General features: G+C 54.3%; 18 protein-coding genes and 1 pseudogene. 12 read left to right on the forward strand and 7 right to left on the reverse strand.

Annotated features, from left to right (window positions below; translation table 11 throughout):
* The first annotated feature begins 305 nt into the window (after positions 1 to 305).
* Both DQX05_RS02575 and DQX05_RS02585 read left to right on the forward strand, forming a co-directional pair.
* Positions 306 to 1,187 (forward strand): ROK family protein, encoded by an 882-nt coding sequence (locus DQX05_RS02575; RefSeq protein ID WP_119790579.1) that lies wholly within the window; start codon positions 306 to 308, stop codon positions 1,185 to 1,187.
* Between the two features lie 721 nt (positions 1,188 to 1,908).
* Positions 1,909 to 2,568, forward strand: a pseudogene (locus DQX05_RS02585) (ATP synthase beta subunit C-terminal domain-containing protein); the annotation flags it as partial.
* A gap of 160 nt (positions 2,569 to 2,728) precedes the next feature.
* On the opposite strand, the gene DQX05_RS02590 reads toward DQX05_RS02585, so the two are convergent.
* Positions 2,729 to 3,742 carry a LacI family DNA-binding transcriptional regulator gene (locus tag DQX05_RS02590; RefSeq protein WP_119790581.1) on the reverse strand — a complete coding sequence of 338 codons (1,014 nt, stop codon included), beginning with the start codon at positions 3,740 to 3,742 and terminating at the stop codon, positions 2,729 to 2,731.
* Positions 3,743 to 4,135: 393 nt separating this feature from the next.
* Here DQX05_RS02590 and DQX05_RS02595 point away from each other — a divergent pair, with 393 nt between their 5' ends.
* From DQX05_RS02595 to ptsG, 10 genes are all read left to right on the forward strand, one after another.
* Positions 4,136 to 5,449: an ABC transporter substrate-binding protein gene (locus tag DQX05_RS02595; protein WP_119790583.1), complete on the forward strand. Its 1,314-nt coding sequence runs from the start codon at positions 4,136 to 4,138 to the stop codon at positions 5,447 to 5,449.
* Positions 5,449 to 6,330 carry a carbohydrate ABC transporter permease gene (locus tag DQX05_RS02600; RefSeq protein ID WP_119790585.1) on the forward strand — a complete coding sequence of 294 codons (882 nt, stop codon included), beginning with the start codon at positions 5,449 to 5,451 and terminating at the stop codon, positions 6,328 to 6,330. The genes DQX05_RS02595 and DQX05_RS02600 overlap by 1 nt, the downstream gene beginning before the upstream one ends.
* On the forward strand, positions 6,317 to 7,156 hold the full coding sequence (locus DQX05_RS02605; RefSeq protein WP_119790587.1) for a carbohydrate ABC transporter permease: 840 nt from the start codon (positions 6,317 to 6,319) through the stop codon (positions 7,154 to 7,156). The genes DQX05_RS02600 and DQX05_RS02605 overlap by 14 nt, the downstream gene beginning before the upstream one ends.
* Positions 7,157 to 7,191: 35 nt before the next feature.
* Entirely contained in the window at positions 7,192 to 8,856 is a 1,665-nt protein-coding gene (locus DQX05_RS02610; protein WP_119790589.1) for an alpha-glucosidase, read from the forward strand.
* Positions 8,853 to 9,800: an MTP-1 family protein gene (locus DQX05_RS02615; protein ID WP_119790591.1), complete on the forward strand. Its 948-nt coding sequence runs from the start codon at positions 8,853 to 8,855 to the stop codon at positions 9,798 to 9,800. Before DQX05_RS02610 ends, DQX05_RS02615 begins: the two co-directional genes overlap by 4 nt.
* A 37-nt stretch (positions 9,801 to 9,837) precedes the next feature.
* Entirely contained in the window at positions 9,838 to 10,905 is a 1,068-nt protein-coding gene (locus DQX05_RS02620; RefSeq protein WP_119790593.1) for a BtaManbiosPhlase, read from the forward strand.
* Positions 10,906 to 10,971: 66 nt separating this feature from the next.
* Entirely contained in the window at positions 10,972 to 13,545 is a 2,574-nt protein-coding gene (locus tag DQX05_RS02625; RefSeq protein ID WP_119790595.1) for a beta-mannosidase, read from the forward strand.
* Positions 13,546 to 13,575: 30 nt separating this feature from the next.
* On the forward strand, positions 13,576 to 14,628 hold the full coding sequence (locus DQX05_RS02630; RefSeq protein WP_259391742.1) for a zinc-dependent alcohol dehydrogenase family protein: 1,053 nt from the start codon (positions 13,576 to 13,578) through the stop codon (positions 14,626 to 14,628).
* Positions 14,629 to 15,050: 422 nt separating this feature from the next.
* Complete coding sequence (locus DQX05_RS02635; protein ID WP_119790597.1) at positions 15,051 to 15,311, forward strand: HPr family phosphocarrier protein; 261 nt, start codon at positions 15,051 to 15,053, stop codon at positions 15,309 to 15,311.
* A gap of 179 nt (positions 15,312 to 15,490) precedes the next feature.
* Positions 15,491 to 17,089, forward strand: a complete 1,599-nt coding sequence (gene ptsG, locus DQX05_RS02640) for a glucose-specific PTS transporter subunit IIBC (protein ID WP_119790772.1) — start codon at positions 15,491 to 15,493, stop codon at positions 17,087 to 17,089.
* A 547-nt stretch (positions 17,090 to 17,636) separates the two neighbouring features.
* Here the strand turns inward: ptsG and DQX05_RS02645 are convergent.
* The 6 genes from DQX05_RS02645 to DQX05_RS02670 form a co-directional block, all read right to left on the reverse strand.
* A complete protein-coding gene (locus tag DQX05_RS02645) occupies positions 17,637 to 18,839 on the reverse strand; it encodes an MFS transporter (RefSeq protein WP_119790598.1) in 1,203 nt (400 codons plus the stop codon).
* A 28-nt stretch (positions 18,840 to 18,867) separates the two neighbouring features.
* Complete coding sequence (locus DQX05_RS02650; protein WP_119790600.1) at positions 18,868 to 19,452, reverse strand: TetR/AcrR family transcriptional regulator; 585 nt, start codon at positions 19,450 to 19,452, stop codon at positions 18,868 to 18,870.
* A 548-nt stretch (positions 19,453 to 20,000) separates the two neighbouring features.
* Positions 20,001 to 20,627 carry an SGNH/GDSL hydrolase family protein gene (locus tag DQX05_RS02655; protein ID WP_119790602.1) on the reverse strand — a complete coding sequence of 209 codons (627 nt, stop codon included), beginning with the start codon at positions 20,625 to 20,627 and terminating at the stop codon, positions 20,001 to 20,003.
* A gap of 242 nt (positions 20,628 to 20,869) precedes the next feature.
* Positions 20,870 to 21,055: a hypothetical protein gene (locus DQX05_RS02660; protein WP_119790604.1), complete on the reverse strand. Its 186-nt coding sequence runs from the start codon at positions 21,053 to 21,055 to the stop codon at positions 20,870 to 20,872.
* Positions 21,036 to 22,196 carry a hypothetical protein gene (locus tag DQX05_RS02665; RefSeq protein ID WP_119790606.1) on the reverse strand — a complete coding sequence of 387 codons (1,161 nt, stop codon included), beginning with the start codon at positions 22,194 to 22,196 and terminating at the stop codon, positions 21,036 to 21,038. Before DQX05_RS02665 ends, DQX05_RS02660 begins: the two co-directional genes overlap by 20 nt.
* Before the next feature lie 45 nt (positions 22,197 to 22,241).
* Complete coding sequence (locus tag DQX05_RS02670; protein WP_119790607.1) at positions 22,242 to 23,435, reverse strand: MBOAT family O-acyltransferase; 1,194 nt, start codon at positions 23,433 to 23,435, stop codon at positions 22,242 to 22,244.
* Positions 23,436 to 23,816 lie beyond the last annotated feature (381 nt).

Below are 23,816 nucleotides of genomic sequence, written 5' to 3' on the forward strand. Positions count from 1 at the left end.
GTGCTCAATGATAACTCCTCCCTGTGTGCCCAGCGCATTTATTTAATTTGATATTTTAACGCATTACCGAACCGACGTCCACGAAAACTTATTTCGATTGTTTCGGAGGGGAAGGGTAAAAAATTCGACAAATGTGTCATAATCTTAGATGAGGCTCGATTCGTGTTGGAACGTGTCGAGACGAATGGTATAATGAGACCGATGGAAGCGTTACCGCTTGCAAGGCGGCCGCTGCGGGCTGCGCGGCACCGACAGACAGACAGGGCGCAGCCGTACCAGGCATGGAGAAGGTGAGGGAGAAAGTGATGACACGTATAGGAGCGATTGAAGGCGGAGGCACTAAATTTGTGGTCGCCGTCGGCACGCCGGACGGACAGGTAGGAGAGACGGAGACGTTCCCTACGACGACGCCGGAAGAGACGATGGACCGTACTGTGCAGTTTTTTAAGGATAAGGGAGTCGATGCTATCGGCTTCGGCTCGTTCGGACCGGTGGATTTGAATCCGGCGAGCGCCACCTATGGCCATATTGCGAAGACGCCGAAGCCGCATTGGAGCGGGTATGACGTCGTGGGGCACTTGAAGGGCCATATTCATGTTCCGGTCGGATTCGATACGGACGTGAACGGAGCCGCGCTGGGCGAAGCGACCTACGGGGCGGCGAAGGGGCTGAACAGCTGCCTCTACATTACCGTCGGCACCGGCATCGGAGCAGGGGCGGTCGTGGAAGGCAAGCTCGTTCACGGGCTGACTCATCCGGAGATGGGACATATTTTCGTGAAGCGACATCCGGAGGATACGTATGCGGGCAAGTGCCCATACCATCAGGATTGTCTGGAAGGCTTGGCTGCCGGACCGGCGATTGAAGCGCGCTGGGGCGTCAAGGCGTATGAACTGGGCGAAGACCACAAGGCTTGGGAGTTCCAGACCTATTATCTGGCTCAGGCGTTGATGAACTATATTTTGACCATATCCCCGGAAAAAATCATTCTGGGCGGCGGGGTATCGAAGCAGCTTCATCTGTTCCCGCGCATTCGCGAGGAAGTGAAGCGGCTGCTGAACGGCTATGTGCAGCATCCGGCCGTATTGGATACGGACAGCGGCTATATCGTGCCGCCGGGTCTCGCGGACCGCGCGGGGATTACCGGCGCGCTGGCGTTAGGGATGCAGGCGCTGAAGCAGCAATAACTTGAATCGCCTGAAGAGAGGTTGTCCGATGGTCGTGCACAATGAGGCAGGCAAGACAGGACAGCAGAGAATGATGACGGGAAGCAGATACTAGGAAGGGACAGCAGAGAATGTAGAGGAATGTAGAGGAATGTAAATGTAGAGGCGGAAAGACAGCGGCGAAGGATGGCTGTTGGAGGGATGTTGGAGTGAAATGCTGCGTTAATGCAGGAATTTTCGCCCTTTGAGCCGACATTTTGGTAAATTCCTGCAAAAGTACATTATTTTCCGTCAACTTTTGCTTTATCTCTCTTTTTATGCTGAAATTCATGCGTTTTTGCAGGAATTCCTGTGACGACGCAAAAGTCCTAAGGGAAAACTGCATTTTTACAGTTTTCCGGCAAGTCGAGCTTTAACAATCAGGGGGTGTCTCACAGTAGCGAAAGCCTACTTATGGGACAGCCCCCTTGATGCGTTTGGGGCCGTTCGGCAGCATCCGGAAGCTTGGGACCTGCGGGACCTTGAACGGGACCTTGAACGGGACCTTGAACGGGACCTTGTTCGGGACCTTGAACGGGACCTTGAACGGGACCTTGAGTGGGACCTCGAGCAGGACCTTAAGCAGGCCAATGTGCTGGCAAAATAGCAAGGCGTCTCTTCACGCGGGGGGGGGCAAGCATAGGCGTGGCACGGGGAAGGGAAACCGGCTTCGCTTCGTTCAGCCCGAAGAGAATACGTGGTGTATCCCGAGCTCAGGGACCTGCTGGACGGCGTCGATCAGGTGACCTACTCGATCGAGGAGACGTACCGGCGGATGGCCGATGCCGGAGGGCGGGAGATCGTGTTCGCCGCGGACCGGGAGCATGTGTTGACAGGCGGCATCTATGACTTGCAGGAAAGGCTGCTGCAAGCGGGAATTACCGGGGTCACGACATTTCTGGTCGACCTGAAGGGGATTGCCGTCGATGAGGATCTCCCGTACGGTCCGTTGGAGACGCTATGGTACTTCGATGCCGACCTCGCGGCCAGACAGAAGTTCCCGGCGGTGAATCCGCTCTACTCGACCTCCTCCATCCTGGAGGGGGTGCATCTCGACCAGAACCATCTTGCGGTACAGCAGCGGGCCCAGAAGCTGCTGCGGCGCTACCGGGAGCTTCGTTCCCTCGTCCAGGTGAAGGGCCTGAACGGGATCCCGGGCTCGGAGCGGCATACTTATGACAGGGGCGAGCGGCTGGAAGCCTATCTCACCCAGCCGTTCCATGTCGCCGAGGCCTATACGGGCCGGACTGGCGCGGAAGTCGGCCTGTATGACATGCTCCAGGACGTGCAAGCGATTGTGAACGGCAGTGCGGATCATCTGCCTGTCGAGAGTCTGCTGTATATTGGCCGGCTTCCGTCTTAAGGGGAGGATGTTATACCGAAGTTCACACCAAAGCTAATAACGAAGAGAGACCCGGCCTGGCGGCCGGGTTGTCGTGCGGTGACGGGCATCTGCGGCGAGACGCCTGAAGAGAACGGGCAAGCGGAGGGGCTTGTCCGTTCGGCATGATTGGCTGCCGTCCTTACTTCCGTGGCGGAGCCGTCGATTCGCGTACGATGATCTGGGTCGGAAGAAGCAGCTCAATGAACGGCTCATCCTTATGTTCCATACGCCAGAACAGCTGCTCGACGGCTTTGCGGCCGAACAGATTCAAATCGATGGCCATCGTTGTCGTCATTGGCGTTGCCAAGCGGGACAACTGCCCGTTATCGAAGCTGCATACCGATATGTCGTCCGGCACCTGGAACCCAAGCTGATGCAGCGTAGAATTGACAAGGAAGCCGAGCCCGTCATTCACGCAGAACCAGGCTGTCGGTAGTTCGCTCATCGCTTTCATCGTCTCCATGACATAATCCGCCTGCTCTACCGCATCGGTCACGATCCATTCCGGGCGGGCCTCGAGCCCCATATCGCGCAGAGCGAGCCGGAATCCTTCCAGCCGCTCATAATAGCTCGGAGAGAAATCAATATTGCCGACATATCCGATGCTCCGATGCCCCAAATCGCTCAGATGTTGAACGGCCTCATACGCGCTGAAGCGATTTTTCGTCAAGATGCAATCGGCATGAATGGCCGGATGATGGTGGTCAATAAGCACGGTCGGTATTCCGGTGCCGATAACGGCATTCGTGAAGGCCGTACTCAAGTGGGACAGAATCAGAATCCCGTCCACGTCTTGATTCTCCAAGAAAGAGGGCAAGGCCAGCTCAAGCTCCGATTCCTTGTTGATGGATTGGATGAGCAGGTGTTTGCCGCGTCTTCTCGTTTCTTGCTCCACACTCAAATAAATTTCCCCGAAAAAGCTTTTTTGCCCGAACGCGAAATCCGAGGCGATCAAGGCTATGTTGCCGGTTTGCTCGGATACTTTCTTTTTACGTGCAGAGGGGTAGGTATATCCCATTTGCTTCGCTGTCTCGAGGACAAGCCGGCGCGTCTCTTCGCTTACTCCGTCCTTGCCCGAGAGAGCTTGCGATACGGAGTTTTTGGAAATATGGAGCCGATCCGCAATATCCTGCATTGTCACTTTTGCTTTCATCAGCGACCAACACCTCCTTTCAAGCTTGTATACTTCCGTTGGGTTATTTTTGGAATAAAAACCAGTTGAACATTGCATACTAACCAAAGCAAAATCATCTTCCGCAGTGCAATCGGTTTCTATAGTAATTATGCCAGAAATAAAAGGATTACAAAACAACATTACAAAATAATAATAACGTTACTCAAAGAAATAGTAAAGACAGTTACATATTTATCGAAAAATGTCGAAATATCTATTTTACCTAAAAAAACGGATTGACAACCGATAATATTTGATTAATAATGTGATTACAAACGCTTTCAGTGCGTTTAGTCATTTTAATTGTAACGTTACTAAGTGTATATTGTCATCATGAGGTTTAGTCATGTCATTAGGAGGAGGTCTTTTTCCATGAAAAAGAAACTGTCAATTCTGCTCATTCTTACGATGGTCTTCTCGGTCTTGGCTGCTTGCAGCAAAGGGGAAGCACCGAAGGAGTCGGCAGACGGGGTAATTACCATTGATTTTTGGGCGGCACCGAACCCGCCGCAGCAAGCGTATTGGATGGAAATGGCGAAGGAATATGAGGCGGTCAATCCGAATGTCAAGATCAATGTGAGCGCGATCAAGGAATCGCCAAGCTCGGAGGCGAGCATCCAGGCTGCTATCGCCGGTGGCAGCGCTCCGGCCATCTCGGAAAATATCAACCGCGGCTTCGCCGCGCAGCTGGCCAGAAGCCAGGCGCTTGTTCCGCTGAACACGCTGCCGCAATTCAACGACATCGTATCGGGCCGCAATATGAGCAATACGCTCGAGCCGTGGGAGTTCGCTGACGGCAATCAATACGTGCTGCCGATCTACTCCAATCCGATGCTGTTCGGCTGGCGTCTCGACATCTTGAAGGAGCTTGGTTATAACGAGCCGCCGAAGACATACAGCGAAGTGCTGGATGTCGCCAAAAAGCTGAAAGAGAAATATCCAGATAAGTACGTGTGGGGCAAGGGTGCGGATCTGGTTGACCCTACGGCATGGAAGCGCTGGTTCGACTTCTTCATGCTCTATAATGCCGCATCGGACGGCAACAAATTTATTGACGGAGACCAGTTCGTCGGAGATGAGGCTGCCGGCGTGAAGATGCTGGAGTTCGTCGACAACCTGCGCAAGGAAAAGGCGATCTTGGCGAAAAACGTAACCGATCCGTTCGAGTCGGGCATCGGCATCTTTACGGATCTTGGCCCGTGGACGTTCAACTACTGGGCTGAGAAGTTCCCGGAAATGAAATACAACGAGACATACACGCTGTCCCTTCCTCCGGTTCCGGACGGCATGAATCCGGACGAAGCGAAGACGTTCTCCGACGCGAAAGGTCTCGTTATCTTCTCCAGCGTGCCGAAGGAGCAGCAGGAGGCGGCCGCCGAGTTCATCAAGTGGGTGTACTCCGATCCGAAGAACGATGTAGCGTGGTTCGAGAAGACGAATCTGCCGCCGGCGCGAGACGATCTGGCAGAGCTTCCGGAATTCAAGTCGATAATCGAGCAATCGCCTGAGCTTGAGCTGTACGCCAAGTCCGTGCCGCTCGGCATTCCGGCCATCGACAATGCCCGCTACAATGAGCTTCAGACGCTGATTGGCCAGGAGGCATTCAACAAAGTGGTCCTCGGCGAGATTGATCCGAAGACCGGATGGGACAACATGAAGAAGGCTATTGAAGGGGAACTTCAATAATGATCGACAAGAATAACAATCGGTTGGGCTGGTTATTCACCAGTCCCTACCTCATTTATGGGCTTGTTTTCTTTTTGGGTCCGTTACTATGGTCGTTCTATCTGTCCTTCACGAACTGGGACTTGATTGCGCCGACCTATGACTTCGTCGGGTTCAAGAACTTCATCAAGGCGCTGTCAACGCCAGGGGTACAATCGGCCTTCTGGGTCACTTACAAATTCATGATCGTGTTCGTGCCGCTTGTCACGGTCATGTCGCTCGGCGTCGCCGTGATTGTGCAGGGGCTGCCGAAGCTGCGCAGCTTGTATCTGATCGGTTTTTTCCTGCCGTATCTGTCGTCCGGCGTCGTCGCTTCGCTCATCGTAAAGGGCTTTTTGTCCTATAACAGTCCGGTGAACATTTTCCTGCGTGATGCATTCGGGCTCGATATTAACTGGCTCGGATCGCCGTTGTCGGCGCTCTTCGTCGTAGGGCTTATTCTCGCATGGAAGTTTACCGGTTATTATGCGCTCATTTTGACGTCGGGACTGGAAAGCATTGATAAGGAAGTATATGAAGCAGCGGCGATTGACGGCGTTACGGATCGCCAGCGCTTCTGGAAGATCACGCTTCCCCTGCTGTATCCCGCGCTGTATACGACCTTGATTCTCTCGTTCGGCGTCACATTCGGCATCTTCACGGAAGTATACCAATTGACGGGCGGAGGTCCGAACTTCGCGACGAACACATGGCAGATGGAGATTTACAATCAGGCCTTCAAAAACTTGCAGGCCGGCTATGCCTCGGCTGTAGCCATTTTGGCGTCCGTCGTTACGTTCATCTCGATCTTTGTCATCAAAAAACTGCTGGAAATGTGGGGGAAACGAAATGGTTGGGTCTAAACAAAACAACAAGCTTCGCTTGACGATCCGCTATATTTTGGCGACGCTCCTGCTTCTGGTCATGGTATACCCGTACCTCTACATGGTGTTGAACTCGTTCGCCGACTGGTCGCAGGTCGACCGCAAGCTCATTCCGGCCAGCTACTCCCTGAAATCGTATGAATGGCTGTTCACCGGAGGCGAGACGGGCATTGCGCGTCCGTGGCTGAACGCGTTCGTGAACAGCGTCATTGTCTCGGTCGTGTCGACGGCGCTCATGATGCTCTTTGGCGTCATGGTGGCTTACGCATTGTCGAAGCTGAATTTCAAGGGGCGGGACACGGTGAACAACTTCGTCCTGTTCCATATGTTCTTTCCGGCGATCATCCTGCTCATCCCGAACTTCCTCATCATCCAGAAGGTCGGATTGTACGATACGTACTGGGCCATGATTATTCCGAAGGCGGTCAGCTTGTGGGCCATCTTCATGTACACCAACTTCTTCAAGGCGATCCCGACGGTGTTCATCGAGGCGGCGAAGCTGGACGGTGCGTCCGATTTCAAAATTTTGTACCGCATCATGATGCCGATGTCACGTTCGATTACGGCGGTTATCTTCCTGTTCCTGCTGATGGAACGGTGGACGGAGCTGCTGTGGGACATGATCGTCGTGCGCAGCGACAATATGCTGACGCTGAACGTGCTCTTGTCGCAAATGTTCGGGCCTTACGGCGGCTATCCGGGTCCGCTGTATGCCGCATCGGTGCTGCTGACGCTGCCGATTATTATCATGTTCATGGTGTTCGGCAAAAAGTTCAAGGAAGGCATGCAATTCAGCCTCAAATAAGGAAGTTGCCAGCCTAAACAATGGGAGTGGAGAGAATGGAAGCACCGTGGTGGCAATCGGCCGTCTTCTATGAAATCTATATGCCGAGCTTCTGCGACGGCAATGGGGACGGCATCGGCGACTTCGCCGGCATAGCGTCGAAGCTGGATGAGCTGGCCAAGCTGGGCGTGAACGGCCTCTGGCTGACGCCGTTCTATCTGTCGCCCAAGGTGGATAACGGCTACGATATCGCCGACTATACGGCCATCGATCCCGATTACGGGACGATGGAAGAGTTCGAAGCGTTCATCCGCGAGGCGCATGCCCGGGATATCCGAGTGATCGTAGATCTGGTGCTGAACCATACGTCGTCGGAGCATCGCTGGTTCCGGGAGTCCCGGTCGTCGCGTTCGAATCCGAAGCGCGACTGGTACATCTGGAAGGACCCGGTGAACGGCGGGCCGCCGAATAATTGGGAGTCCTTCTTCGGGGGTACGGCTTGGGAGTTCGATGAAGCGACCGGGCAATATTACTATCACGCGTTCGCGAAGGAACAGGTCGACTTGAATTGGACTCATCCCGAAGTCCGCGCTGCGATGAAGGGCGTGATGGACTTCTGGCTGGATCGGGGCATTGACGGCTTCCGGCTCGATGTCATCAATTTTTTGAAAGTATCAGGGGCATTCCCCGACAACCCGTACGATGCGGAGACGGGCGAGCAGCAGCATGTGCATGACAAGGATCAGGAAGGCATCCTGGAAGCCATCGCGGAGCTGTCCGCCCACGCGCATGAACGGCAGGGGACATTCATGGTTGGCGAGGTCGGCTCCGAGGATATGGACGTGCTGCGCCGCTATAGCGGCACGGGCTTGCTGGACGTCGTGTTCAACTTCAATCTCGGCAGTCAGGAGACGTTCTCGCTCGAACGCCTGTATGAGGAATTGAAGAAGATGGAGGAGGCGCATGCCTCCGACCAGCTTCCGACGCTGTTCTTCAGCAGTCACGATATGCCGCGCCATATCTCCCGCTTCGGGGAAGGCAAGACCGAGCTGGAGGAGCGGCGGGCGAAGCTGATTGCCGCGCTGATGCTCACCGCGAAGGGCGTGCCGTTCCTGTATTACGGCGAAGAGATCGGGATGCGTGACTTCGTGGCCGAGAAGATCGAAGAGATGCGCGACGTGCAGGGGCTGACGGCCTACCGGCTCGCGCTGGCGGAAGGCGCGGCGCCGGAGGAGGCGCTTGAGAGGGCCTTGGCGAAGAGCCGGGACAAATCGCGGACGCCGATGCAGTGGACGGACGAGACCTATGGCGGCTTCTCGGATGCGTCCCCGTGGATCGGCATGGGCCCGCGGCATGAAGTGCTGAATGTGCGGACGCAGCAGCGGGAACCGGATTCGATCTATTCGTTCTACCGGCAGCTTATCGCGCTCCGGCGCAGTTACCCGTCGCTGCACAGCGGCGATTATGCGCGGCTGGAACGCCAGGGGGATGTGCTCTTCTACGTGAAGCAGGCCGCTGGCGAAGAGGTGCTGGTGGCGCTGAACTTCGGGACGGAGCCGTACGCTCTGCCCGTCGTCAGCCTGCTAGCCGGGACTTTCCGCTTCGCCTTGTCCAGCCACGGGGAGCCGAGTGAATCCAATGAATCGTTCATCCTCGGTCCGCAGGAAGCGGCTATTTGGATCAGCGAGAACTCATCAGTGAAGGAGACGTGCCATACATGACAGGGAACCACAGCAGCGCAATCACCTGCGCGACACTGCTGAAGCAATATATGACGCGCAGCCCGTTGGCGGCGAACGCGGAGAAGTTGAAATTTACCGGCGTCGGCAGCAAAGATGTATACAATATTACCGCCCCGTTCGAAGACGAGGGGGAGCAGGTCATCGCCGGACGCGTGGAATCGCGTGACAGCGAGCACTCTGAAGTTCATTTCTTCGTCGAACGGAACGGGGAATGGGTGCCGCGGGAAGGCGCGCCGGCATTCGAGCTTCAGGATCCGTTCCAGACCCGGATCGGAGGCGAGCTTGTGCTCGGTGGCGTGCAGATTTATCCGCATCCGACACAGGCGAACGCGCTGATGTGGCGCACGGTATTCTACAAAGGGAAGCGCATCGCCGATCTGAAGCCGTGCTTCACCGGCCCGGACGGCATGAAGGATCTGCGGCTGGTCGAGCTTCTGGACGGCAGCATCGGCGTCTTTACCCGCCCGCAGGGAGAGAAGGGTGGCCGCGGCAAGATCGGATTTACCCGCGTCGAGCGGTTGGAGGACTTATCGATTGAGCTGATTGACAACGCCCCGCTCTTGGAAGGGCAATTCATCGACGAGGAATGGGGAGGCGCGAACGAAGCGCATATGCTAAGCAACGGCCGTATCGGCGTGCTGGGACATATCGCATGCTTCGATGACCAAGGCGACCGCCACTATTATCCGATGGCGTTTGCGCTTGATCCGGCTACCGGCGAGCACACCGCCATCGAGCTCATCGCCGTGCGGGATCAATTCCTGCCGGGCGCGGCGAAGCGGACCGACCTCGTGGACGTCGTATTCAGCGGCGGCCTGGTGCGCAACGACGACGGCACGGCGGTGCTGTATGCAGGCATAAGCGATGCGGAGGCGCATCGGCTGACCATTGCCGATCCATTCTTGCAATACGAACAGGCATAATCGCAATTATCATTTTACAGCTTAAGGAGTCTACAGCATGAATATTTATCGGTATGAAGAAAATCCGCTTATTACGCCGGCCGACGTCAAGCCGCATCGCGAAGACTTCGAAGTCATCGGCGCGTTCAATGCAGGCGTCGCGACCTACAACGGGGAAGTGCTGCTGCTGCTCCGCGTAGCCGAGCGCCCGATCAGCACCGACCCGAACATCGTGAAGGCGCCCGTCTTCAACCCGGAGACGAAGGAGCTGGACATCATTGAGCTTCGCGTGGATGATGATCGTTACGACTTCTCCGATCCGCGCGTCATTCGTAACAAGGCGCAAGGCGCGACGTTCGAATATTTGACTTCCATCTCCTATATCCGCATTGCCCGCAGCAAGGACGGGCACCGCTTCACGATAGATGATGCGCCATTCGTCTATCCGTCGACGGAATTGGAGACGTTCGGCATCGAGGATCCGCGCGTAACGCAGATCGGCGATACGTATTACATTTATTTCTCGGCCGTATCTCCGGTCGGCGTCGGGGAGTCGATGGTATCGACGAAGGATTTCGTGAATGTGACGCATCACGGCATGATTTTCAGCCCGGATAATAAGGACGTCCTTATTTTCCCGGAAAAAATCAACGGCAAGTATTATGCGCTGCATCGTCCGACGACGAAAAGCATCGGCAATCCGGAAATCTGGATCGCCGAATCGGATAATTTGCTCTATTGGGGCAATCATCAGCATCTGCTTGGCTTGCGTCTGGGCATGTGGGACAGCGGGCGCATGGGCGGCGGTGCCGTCCCGTTCAAGACGGAAAAGGGATGGCTGGAGCTGTACCATGGCGCGACAAAGGAGCACCGCTACTGCATGGGCGCCGTGCTGCTGGACTTGAATGACCCAACGAAGGTCATCGCCCGCTCGGAGCAACCGGTGATGGAGCCGGAGGCGGATTACGAGAAAAACGGTTTCTTCGGCGATGTCGTCTTTTCTTGCGGCGTCGTTGTGGAAGGTGATACGGTCAAGATGTACTATGGAGTTGCGGATACGTCGATGGCCTGCGCGGAGCTTAGCCTCAAGGAAATTTTGGAGAGCTTGACCTATATAGATGAATAGACAGCAGTAGAGACAGGGAGACGCCAAGGCCGGGAGGTCTTGGCGTCTTCTGGATAGGAGCGCGATATGATACTGAATGAGAATTGGAAGCTGCGCGATTTCAATGTCGGCGAGGAGCGCGATTTGGAGGTGGCTTCCCCTGACTATGTCGATTATTTCTGGATGACGGCGAAGGTACCGGGGGATGTGCATACGACGCTGATCGAGAAGGGCATAATCGAGGATCCGTTCTATGGAAATAACGATCAGACATGCCGCTGGGTCGAGGAGAAGGTGTGGTGGTACCGCACGACGTTCCATTGGGACGGACAGCGGGAGGACTTGGAGCGGATGGAGCTTGTCTTTGAAGGGCTTGATACGTTCGCGACCGTGTATTTGAACGGGGTGGAATTGGGCTCGACGGACAATATGTTCATCAGCCATTCGTTCGAGGTGACGCGCGAGCTGAACAAGGGCAAGAATGTCCTCGCGGTCAAGCTGGATCCGGTTCACCTGCATGCGAAGAGCAAGATGCAATATTATTGGTCCGGCTTCAGCAAAAAAAGGATATGGACGCGCAAGAACCAAAGCCACTACGGCTGGGACTGGGGGCCGCGGCTCGTCTGTGCGGGAATCTGGAAGGATGTCCATCTGGTGAAGCGGAGCCGTGCGTATGTGGACAATGTGTTCGCTCATACGGTTGAGGTGAAGGACGGCGAGGCGATGATCGAGGTGGAGGTCGAGGCCCGTGTATTCGACCGCCGCGGCGCCTGCACCGCGGAAGTCGCGCTGATGGACGCCGAAGGCCGGCAGGTGGCGGGGCGGACGTTCGTGCTTGATCGCAGCCTGGGCTTCATGCCGGACGGCGCTATCTGTGCGCATGGCCTGTCCGGCAGCGCACGTCTCCGGGTGCCGAATCCGCGCCTGTGGTGGACGCATGATCTGGGTGAGCCCTATTTGTACAGGCTGGAAGTGACGCTGCGGAGCGGCGGCGATGCCGTGGATGAGCGGCAGCAGCGCTTCGGCATCCGGACGCTGGACTTGATGCTGCATGACGAGGAAGGACAGCATGCGTTCACGTTCGTGCTCAACGGGGTGAAGCTGTTCGCGAAGGGCGCGAACTGGATTCCGATCGACAGCTTCATTGCGGCGGTGCCGGATGAACGTTACTCGCGGTATATCCGCCTGGCGCAGGAGGCCAATATGAACATGCTGCGCGTCTGGGGCGGCGGCATCTATGAGCGGGATATTTTTTACGAGGAGTGTGACCGGCTCGGGCTGCTTGTCTGGCAGGACTTCATGTTCGCCTGCGCCCTCTATCCGGACTATAACCGCAATTTCATGGATAACGTCCGGCGGGAGATCGAGCAGGTCGTCAAGCGGCTGCGGAGCCGGACTTGTCTTGCTCTCTGGTGCGGCAATAACGAGAACGACTGGCTGTATGAAGCACTGCATTCGAGCGGGGAGATCCCGCATCCGTTCTATGGAGAGAAAATTTACCACGAGCTGATGCCGGCCCTGCTGGAGACGCTCGATCCGACGCGCCGGTTCTGGCCGAGCTCGCCATACGGGGGCAACGATCACAATTCGCGCGAGATTGGCGATACGCATAATTGGCAGGTATGGCATGGCAACATCGAGCCGCGGGTCTTCGGCGAGCCGCAATTGCAGGACTATAGCGTCGAAGGGTTGTCGTTCAAAAAATTCAAGGGCGACACGACGAAGTTCGCCAGCGAATTCGGCATGCATGCCTCCTCGAACCGCTACACGCTGCAGCGCAACATCCCGGAGAGCCAATTCTACTGGGGCAGCGACGAGATGATGTACCGCAACAAAGATATCCATCATCCGAAGGGCATCTTGCTGATGGAAGGGTATACCGGGGCCCCGACGGATATGGAAGAGTACATCAATTATTCCATGCTGACGCAGGCCGAGGGGCTGCGATACGGCATTGAGCATTACCGCCGCCGCAAGCCGGATACGAGCGGCGCGTTGTTCTGGCAGCTGAACGACTGCTGGCCGGGCACGAGTTGGTCGGTCATCGACTACTATGGGCTGCCGAAGGCGGCGTATCATTACGCGCGGAAGTTCTATGCGCCAGTGCTGCTGACGGCGGATCATGATGCGGGCCGGGCGCTGCATCTGTGGGCGCTCAATGACCGGTTGGAGCCTTATGAAGACCAGGTCCGGCTGACGGTGTACCGGATGGATGGGACGAGGCTGTATGAGCGCGAGTATGAGGTATGCCTGGAGCCGAACGGCAAAAGGGAACTGGATGCGCTGTCCGAAGCGGAGCTGACGAACGGGGCGGATCCGGCGGAGGTGGTCTGCCTCATCTCGTCCGGAAGCGGCCTCACGGAAGATAACTATGTCTACTTGCGCGACTATAAGGTGATGCGCTTCGAGCAGGCACAGCTGAAGATCGGCCTGGATGAGGAGGCTGGCGTCATTCGCATCGAGACGGATCGGGCGGCCCGTATGGTCAAGATCGAGCTGGATGAAGCGTGGATTGCGGCGAGCGACAACTTCTTCGATCTGCTGCCGGGGCGAGCGAAGGAGATTCGGCTCTCGCAGGCGGAAGGCAAGCGGATTCCGTGGGAGACGCTGCGCATCACCGCCCTGAATTCATCGGAAGCCGTGAACAGTGACGGGAGATAGGACACTCTGCTCTGCGGGGAGGGCATCGGGATGGAGAAGGATTACAATCATACGGGAAAAGGGATGAAGAGCATGAAAGCGGCAGTGTTGCGCGGAACGAAAATGATGGAGGTAACGGAATGGGCCGAGCGCCAGCCCGGCAGGGACGAGGTTCGGCTGAGTGTCGTCTGCTGCGGCATTTGCGGCACAGACCAGCATATTTATCACGGCCATCCGGGATCGGCGGAAGTGAAGCCGCCGATTGTGCTTGGCCATGAGCTGGCCGCCATCGTCGACTCCGTGGGGGAGGCGGTCACGGAGTTGCATCCGGGCGACCGGGTGTCCGTCGACCCGAATATATACTGCGGGGCGTGCGAATATTGCCGCAACGGCCGCGCTCACTTGTGCGATCGGCTGCAGGCCGTCGGGGTGACGAGGGACGGCGGAATGGGCGAATACTGCGTTGTGCCGGCGGCCAACTGCTACAAGCTGCCCAAGCAGGTGAGCTGGGTCGAAGGGGCGATGGCCGAGCCGCTTGGCTGCGTGCTGCATGGATTCAAGAAGCTGGAGCTGCGTGCGAATCAGCATGTGCTGATTATCGGAGGCGGCTTCATCGGCCAGTTGTTCCTGCAGCTCGTCGCGGCCGCGGGCGTCGCGCATATTACCGTATGCGAGCCGGCCGCGCACAAGCACAGACTATTGCATGAGCTGGGCGCCGAAGCTGTCGTCTCGCCGCTGGAAGCAGGCGCAGCGGACGAACTGCGCAGCACAGCCGATGTCGTGATCGAGTGCGCCGGCCGTCCGGAATCGGTGGAGCTGGCCTTGGAGGCGGCCCGCAAGGGCGGCCAAGTCCTGCTCTTCGGCGTCGCTTCTCCGGAAGCGCGGGCCAGCCTGTCGCCATTCGAGGTGTTCAGCAAGGAGCTGCGCATCATGGGCTCGTTCATCAATCCGTACACGCACGAGGAGGCGATCGCTTTGCTCGCGCAGCATATCGTAAGCATTGAGCCGCTGATCAGCCATCGCTTCCGCATGGATGAACTGCCTGATGTCATGGGTCGGTACGGCGAGATGAATGTCTCCAAAGGGGTCGTCATGGAGAAATAGGGGTAAATTTCCTATAAATCGTCAATAATCCCTCTACCGATTGTGTCAATTTGGTAACAGGGGCTGGCAACGCTTGCATTCCGTAATGGGTCGTGTTAAATTAAGCGTTGTCATTTACACTGCAAGCAGCGTGTTACTAGTACGACTAGGCATGAGCTAAGCGGCCGTTCACTGCGTGAACTGGCATGCTTTGGCTCATGCCTTTTTTGTGCTATGCAGACGACGTGGCAGGGGTTCCCGTCATTAGTCCCAAGCCGTGCTGCGACTGCTTTGCACGGTAGGGCATCACCAGTACATATTACGAGGAGGAAGACAGGTTTGGACTTGGCGCGAAGAAGAATACGATATTCATCATTCCCTTGTGCTCAGGCATGAATCGGGCTTGATGACTAAATAGGGGTGTAACCAAGAGGAGGCCAATCATGGAAAAGCAATTTACGATAAAAAATCCGCAAGGCGTGCATGCGCGTCCGGCGGGAGCCATTATGAAAAAAGCCGCCGAGTTCCCGGATTCGCAAGTGTCGCTGGAGTTCAACGGCCGCAAAGTAAGCGCAAAAAGCATCACGGGCGTGTTAACGCTCGGCCTGAAGGCCGGCGACATCGTTATGGTGTCGGCGGAAGGCGACCAAGCCGGGCAGGCGATTGATGCCGTAGGCGCGGTGCTGGAATCCGTTCTCGATTAATGCCCGGAACCGGAACCGTCTCCAGGGCTCTTCGCGTGGCTACGCTTGGTATTCGGGACCATGGCGCGGGGCGGTTCCGCTGCATGCATAGTGCCTGAACAGATTGGAAATGGTAACAATAGGTTTTTTATGCATTTTGCTCATCTGTACATCGATAGGAGTTGACTTCCATGCTTAACATATTTAAATCGATATTCGGCGTTCTGCAAAAGGTCGGCAAGGCGCTTATGCTGCCGGTCGCCATTCTGCCGGCGGCCGGCATCCTGCTCGGAATCGGCAACGCGCTGGGCAATCCGGATCTGATCGCGCGCTTTCCGGTGCTGGGCACCGGCGCTATCAGCCTTATCTCCAGCGTGATGGAGCAAGCCGGGGGCATTGTATTTGACAACCTGTCCCTGCTATTCGCCGTCGGGGTCGCCATCGGTCTCGCCGGAGGGGAGGGGGTAGCGGGGCTTGCCGCCATCGTCGGTTATTTCGTCATGAACGTGACGATGAAAGTGATGATGGGTGTGACGCCGGAGATGGTGCAGACCGACTTTGCCTATGCCAACGTTCAAGGCGTGCCGACGCTGCAGACGGGCGTCTTCGGGGGTATTATTATAGGTATTACGGCGGCAATGCTATATAAGAGGTTCTTCAAGATCGAGATGCCTTCCTATCTCGGCTTCTTTGCGGGCAAGCGCTTTGTCCCGATTATTACGGCCGTCACCTCGCTTGTTATCGGTATTCTGATGGTGTTCATCTGGCCGCCGATCCAGAACGGCCTGAATGCATTCTCCCACTCGCTCATCGACTCGAACCGCGCGCTGGCGGCCTTCATCTTTGGCATCTGCGAACGGGCGCTGATTCCATTTGGGCTGCATCATATCTTTTATTCGCCCTTCTGGTTCGAATTCGGGGAATATGTGAGCAAGGCGGGCGATCTTATCCGGGGGGATCAGAAAATCTTCTTCGCCCAGCTTAAAGACGGCGTTGAATTGACGGCGGGCACGTTCATGACCGGGAAATACCCATTCATGATGTTCGGTCTGCCAGCGGCTGCCCTAGCCATATATCATGAAGCTCGCCCGGAGAATAAGAAGCTTGTAGCCGGGCTGATGGGATCGGCCGCCTTGACGTCCTTCCTGACCGGCATTACGGAGCCGCTGGAATTTTCCTTCCTGTTTGTGGCGCCGCTTCTCTTCGCCGTGCATGTCGTGTTCGCGGGCTTGTCCTTCCTGACGATGCACCTGCTCGGCGTCAAAATCGGAATGACGTTCTCCGGAGGCTTCATCGATTACCTGCTGTTCGGCGTGCTGCAGAACCGGACGCCGTATTGGCTCGTCATCCTGGTCGGATTGGTCTTGGCGCTCATCTACTACTTCGGCTTCCGCTTCGCCATCCGGACCTTCAATCTCCGGACGCCGGGAAGGGAAGCGGCCGCGCCTGCTGCTGCGGCCAAGCCGGAAGCGACGGCGGGAGAATTGCCGCGCGGTATCCTGACGGCGCTTGGGGGCAAAGCCAACATTGCATCCCTGGATGCCTGCATTACGCGCCTGCGCGTGCAGGTCAAGGATAAGGGCAATGTGAATAAGGAGCGCCTGAAGGAACTGGGCGCCTCGGGCGTGCTGGAGGTCGGCAACAATGTGCAGGCCATCTTCGGAACCCGTTCCGAGACGATTAAGCATCAGATTCATGAAATCATCAAGCAAGAGGACATGGAACTGGACGGAGCCGAACCGGAGGAAGACAAGGAATCCGGGAAGCGTACGGACGGCACCCAAAATAAAAACGAATAGAACGGATGTATGTAGAGCGGATGTATTTCACCGCTCTCTTTTTTTTCAGGGATGGAGGCGCGTGGGGTAAATGTCGAGGTGAAGAGCTTTGATTGGGGGAAAATAGGAGTTGTTATTGATCCCGAAGGAAATCGAATCGAATTAAAAGATTAAAATGGGGGTGTCCCAAAAGTAGTATTTCACTACAGTGAGACAGCCCCCCCTGATTCTCAAAGCTCGACTCGCCGAAAAACTGCAATAATACACTTTTTCCTTTATGACGTGTACTCCGTTACAGGGAATCCTGCAAAACGGCATCAATTTCTGACTATCCAATCGATAAAAGACAAAAATCGATGAACATAATGAACTTTTGCAGGAATTTCATCAAATAGCGGCTTAAAGAGCAGAAATTGATGCATCCACGCAGCATTTCACTGCTTCATCCATCTTCCACCGGTTTGTGCGCCGCCGTTTTTCCCGCATCCATATTCTCTGTTAACTCGTCATCTCAATCATTTGCAGTGTCTGTGAGACACTCCCTAAAGTCAATCGGATGAAGTTCAACCTATTCGGCTTCGTTTTGCGGCAAATGCTTCTCTTTCCACATGACGGTAATGCCGAGGCCGATGACCATAATGACGGCCGAGAACAGGAAAGGATAGTGAATGTTAACGTCGAACAGCATTCCGGCCATCGCTGGGCCGGCAATATTGCCCAAGCTCGTATAGGTTGAGTTCATTCCAGCCACGAAGCCCTGCTCTTTCCCGGCCGCTTTGGACAGAAATGTCGTCAAAGCCGGCCGCAGCAGATCAAAGGCGAGGAAGATGAAGGACGTTACCGCCAGCACGATTCCAAAGCCGGAGATGACGGCGGACACCACCGCCAAAATGGCCCCGGCAATTAAGCAGATTTGAATCAGTTTCTTTTCCCCGAGTCTTTCTACCATTTTTCCGAACATAAAGATTTGCACGACGACGCCGAAAATGGAGCTAACCGTAATAATGACGGCAATATCTTTTGGCGTAAAGCCGAATTTATGATCGGAAAAGAGGCTGAAGACCGTTTCGTATGCCGATAAACCGAACGCGAGCACAAAGACGATAATAAATGCGATACAGTAGAGCGGGTGAAGCGATTTTTTCATATCGGCAAGAAAGCTGCTTTGCTTTGCGTTCGCGGAAATCTCCGCAAGCTGCTCCTTGGTGAGCTGCTCTTTTAAAATAAACACGGATAAAATGCAGGCGAAAAAAGCAATTCCCGCCGCAAAGAAGAAGGGCATGCGTATGCCATATTCCGCGATAAAGCCGCCGATGCCGGGCCCGATAATAAAGCCGGTGCTAATGGCGGCCGAGACATACCCCATCGCCTTCGGCCGTTCCTGAATGGAGGTAATATCCGCGACATAAGCCGTAACCCCCGGCGTGATAAAGGCGGCGCTAACTCCACCCAGAAGCCTTGATATATAAAGCATCGTTGCATTCCCGGCCAGCCCGAAGACTAGCTCGGATACGCTGAACAGGAATAAGCCGATGATGATGATCTTCTTGCGGCCGACACGGTCAACCCAGCGTCCGGCCAGCGGCGACATCAGCAGTTGGGCCACGGCAAATACGGCAACCAGATAGCCCATCGTTTTGCCTGATAAATGCATCATGTTCATAAAAGACGGCATGACGGGGATAACAAGGCCAATGCCCAGGAAGGCAATGAATATATTGCTGAGGAGTATAAGCAGTACTGCTTTTTGTTCTTTGATTGTTTTCTTCATATCATCAACCACTTTCTTTCTGTCAAAATCAAGGATGTGCTATTCCTCGCCAAAATACGGTCCAGGAGGCTTCCAATTTGTCCTTCAGCCGCTGATCATCATTGCCGCCATACACAAGCTCCAGCATAATGGAATCGACGACGCCCAGGAAGGCGAGGGTTGGCGTTCTCGCCGCCTCTTCGACGATAGCCTTCTCATCGATCCAATCCTGAAATTTCCGCTCCAGCATCGCCTGCACCTTTTCTTCGATATCGATGACTTCCTGTTCGATCGCTTTGGCAAGATGAGCGGGCGGAAAAAAAGACATGCGCAGCCAAAACGTTAACCGCTCATCTTTTTGGAAAAGATCGATGACCAGTTGCAGAAACCCGTATAAAGCTTTCTCGGGATGCTGGGAGCCTATGCTGCTAAAATATTGAAGCTTGGAAGAGAGCTCCGTCTCCTTCGCATCACGCAGCACTTGCAGAAAAAGATCGTCCTTTCCTTTAAAATGGGCGTAGATCGATTGCTTTTTCATGCCGACATCTTCGGCAATAAGAGACAGGGATGCCCCTTCATAACCATGTATGGTGAAATATTTCAGAGCTGCATCCTTAATTTCCTCGCTTTTCAATCGAATCACCTCAAATTAACGAACGTTCGTCAGTTATACTAGCAAATAAAATTAATCTAAGCAAGCGCGATCTTAAAAATTTTACTTTATTTTTATAATTCACTGTCACATTCCCGTGTCGATGGTTCGTTGTATAGAGGTGAAAGGGGGGGCGGCGTGGATGAAGCGAAGTTGCGCCAGGTCCTTGCTGACGTGGTGGAGGGGGATACCCGAAAAGTCGAGCGCTCACATGGGTGTACAAGAGCCCGGATAAAAAACAGAGATTCACCTATGACATCTGGGCGGACAAGGGATAAAGCAAGCAAAGAGGAATCGCCGAGGCGTATCTGAAATAATCGATAGATACATAGGGAAGAGTCCGTTCCTCGAGCCGCTTCCCCTAACAGTCCGAAGTCAGCGCCCCACCAAGGAAGATATGGAACCTGGATGCTCGGCACAGCGGATCAACGAGATGCAGCACGGACACCGGGGCAACAGAAAGAGAGCGGAACAACATCGTTCCGCTCTCTTTTATTATCGAATCAGACGCAGGCTATCAGGAAGCTGACTTAGGGGGCAAGATAGGGGGCCAACCCTTTGGCAATAAGCCGGTGCCCCTGATCATTGGGATGGATGGGCAGGAACCCGCTCAATGCGTCTTCCAGTTTTCCTCTTCGATATCCATAGATAAGATTGGCTTGTTTTCCTTCAAACCACGTATGAACAGGTACGATCGTGGCGCTGCAGCTTTTCGCCACTTCTTTGGTCGCGTAATTTAACCGGTCTATCGACATGATGGAAATAGGGCTGTTCGGAAACGGATTATATTGCGTGCAGCAAATAATCCGGGCATGCCTGTTCCTTTTGATGTGAGTCAGGATGGCGTGCAAGGTTCGTTTATAACGGCTTAAAATCAATTTGGCAGCCAATGGCCGGCGGGTGCGAAGCGCAGACAGCGCCGCATTCGCCAGATCCACCCCTCCAATCCATACTGACACCACGGCAGAACGGTGAATAAGGGAGGACCCTTGCCATATCACGGCATCCAACAAATCATAGGCGCTCCAACCGGGACGCGCCAGAACATATACCCGGTAAGGGTGTGACATCGATCCGGCCAATCGGGGATAAGCCCTTGCCGCAGAGGAGGCATTTTCTCCGAATGTAATCGAATCACCAAGAGCTGTATAGATCATAGGAAATTCCCCACCTACTCCTCATTATGCAGACGAATCCTAATCGCATCTTATAGGTATGATATGGCGAACATCCACAGGTTGTGTGGACGCTTATCATTCAAGGAAAGTTGGCTCAATGGGGTCAAAGCGGCGTAGCAGCCCAAGTAAGTGACTTGTCCATTGGACTTCCGCAGCCTTATGAAGGGAAAAAACGGCATGCAAGACCGGGAGCCAGTCCTTGCATGCCGTTTTTTTACACACTAGAAGTTCATATAAATAAATTCTTGTGTCTCGCCGGAGAAGAACAAAATACCGAGCACGATGGCGATTAGGACGATCGCTCCGCCGAGCGCTGCTCCTACCATCATCAGTGCGCGTCCGACGCGATGAGTGAGACTGCGGGCTTTCGTTTTGGCCAGTCTGGCACTACGGGGTTGTAATTCCATATTCCTTCAACCTCTTATACAAAATTTCGCCGAACATTTTATTTCCTTTGTCGATAAGATGGGCCGGATCGCGATAATATTCGTGTGGGATCGTATTGTCCTTATCCTTATTGAATTCGATATACGGATAGCCTTTGGACTCAATCAGCTGCTGGTAAGCCCCCATCACCTTGGTATACTCGTTCCAGTTGAAGAGCTTCTTCTTCACAATATGTTCTTTATCGAGCGGAGCTGAATAGAACACGGCTTTTTTGTCATGCTCCTGCAACAGATCCAGCGTTTTTTCAATCATGAACAACCCGAAGCTGTTATCCTTGTCGAAAGGCTTATTCCAGCGATAAAGCTCTTTGTAATGCTTGTCGATGCCTTCCTTTTGGGCATCTTTCAATTTGTCATAGGCGGTATACATCGGGGTATAGCTTTCTTTTATCCCTTTTTTCTCATTCTCTTTCTTTTGGATTTCCCGGCGGATTTTCTCCGTCGGCGTACGGGTCTTGAACAACCGGTAGCTGATCGCGTCGCGATCATGATAGAGGGTCCACTTATTCAGGAAATGGGACATGACCCAATTATGAGTGTCGCTGGGAAGCGACTGGCGGTTCTTGTCCGGGAAATCATCCAGCCAGCTGCGCGGGATATTTTGGTCCAGCTTCTCGACAAGCGACGGATAGACGATAACATTCGGCTCATTATCCGAGACGACGGCGATGCCGTAGTTGATCTCATAGACAACATAATCGACATTGTCAATCATCGAGGCAAGCAGAGCGTACGTCTCGGTGAATCTTCCGCCGGCAATACCCAGGTTAACCACGCTGCTGTCTTTCATGTGGACCTGAAGGACACCTGCCGAGGTGTTCTCCCCATTCTTCACCGTCGTGCCGAAGACAGTGGAGGGCCCGAACATGCCGATGACCTTTTTGCCGTCATTCGGCTGCTCCTTCAAATATTCCACCCATAACGGCGTATAGACGATCGAATCATAGGTTGGAACGCGGAGTTCCTTTTTGGCATGCGTCACGACTTCTTGTCTCATTTGTTCGACCACTTGATCGGCTCCATTGCCTAGTCCAAGCAATCCGACCAAGGCGAAGGAGATAAGCATGACGGACACGGTCTTGTTCAGAAATAAATTAGCCATTATACCTCACACTTCCATTCCATCAATAATCGAAAATCGGTTAACCTATCGCAAGCCGAGCAACCGGAGCATCAAATCCCATCCGTCCACAATCGGCAGAATGAAGAACACTCGGCTGATCGTGACGCCAAAAAACGTAATCAAAATCGCGATGGTTGTCGTTCCCGGCTTCAGCCACTTCGGTACAGGCTTAAATGAAGGCTTGATTTGCTTCACGTAGAAGCGATGGATACATAACATCACGCCATGGAACATGCCCCAGACGACGAAATTCCAAGCGGCTCCGTGCCAGAGGCCGGAGACGGTCATCGTCGCCATCAGATTCAAATAGACACGGGGAGCAGGGACGCGGCTTCCACCGAGCGGGAAATACACATAGCGGGTCAGCCAGGAGCCCAGCGAGATGTGCCAACGGTTCCAGAACTCGGCTACGCTGCGGGCCAGGTAAGGGAAGCGGAAGTTCTCCGGCACCACAATGCCGAACAAGCGCGCGGTTCCGATAGCAATATCCGAATACCCCGAAAAGTCAAAATAAATGACGAATGTATAGGCGACGAGCGAGATCCAGAGCGTTGCCGTGTCCGATCCGGCGATTCCGGCCTGCGAGTATACCGGTTGCGCCAGCAAATCGATCGAACCAGCCAGCACAAGCTTTTTGAACAACCCGAATCCAATCCGGGTTACCCCGATCATCACATGGTCGATGTGAAATTTCGCAGTAAGCTGGGGATAGAACACCTGGAACTGCTTGATGGGCCCGGCCACCATCGTCGGGAAGAAAAAGATAAACGACAAAAGTCCTTCCGGCCGATGTTCCGGCAAAGTGCCACGCTTGCGTTCGACCAAATAATGAATCAGTTCGAACGTAAAGTAAGAGATGCCGAGCGGCAGCACAATCTGCTCCGCCTTCGGCAAGAAGGGTTGGTGCAAAAACGAAAACAACTCATGTAACGTATCCAGCATCATATTCGTGTACTTGAAATAACCAAGCACGAGAACGGCGCCGATAATGCCCACGGGATAAATCCACCGCTTGGTCCACTTCGCCGCGGCCGTAACGACCAATATGGCGATGACCACCTCAGCAAGCAACAGAAACAGGTAAGAACCTGCATAATAGTAGTAAAAAGCGACCCCTGCGGCAAAGAGAACCCAGGGTCTGACACGATGCGGCATGAGGTGATACGTGACGACAGCCACGAGCACGAACAGCCAATAAAACCAATCCGTATAAATCATAATTTACGTATCCACCATCCAAATTGCCAAACTATCTATCTCTTAAACCTGTGTTCATCTTACAACATCTAGCAGTTAAATCATATGGAAACTTCATAAAAAGACCCCTTATTTTTTTCTTAAAAACGACATGAAAATCCTGGGTAGCAAACTCTCTTTCACCTTGCCTATGATTAGATACATGAAGCGGCCGGAAAGTTTTGAATTGTTTCCAGACATCAACGGCGGCAATTTTTTGCAAGAAAAAAAGGAACTAGGTGCTCCTCTATTGCTCAAGCGCTGCATAAGGATTAGAAGGGACGTGCGTGCTACGTTTCTTGGCCTGTTATTCATTCACTAATGTCTCTTTTGATCGTTATCCCAATGAGTCAGGAAGGGGGG

The sequence above is a fragment of the Paenibacillus thiaminolyticus genome (genome assembly GCF_003591545.1).
Classification (GTDB): Bacteria; Bacillota; Bacilli; order Paenibacillales; family Paenibacillaceae; genus Paenibacillus_B; species Paenibacillus_B thiaminolyticus_A.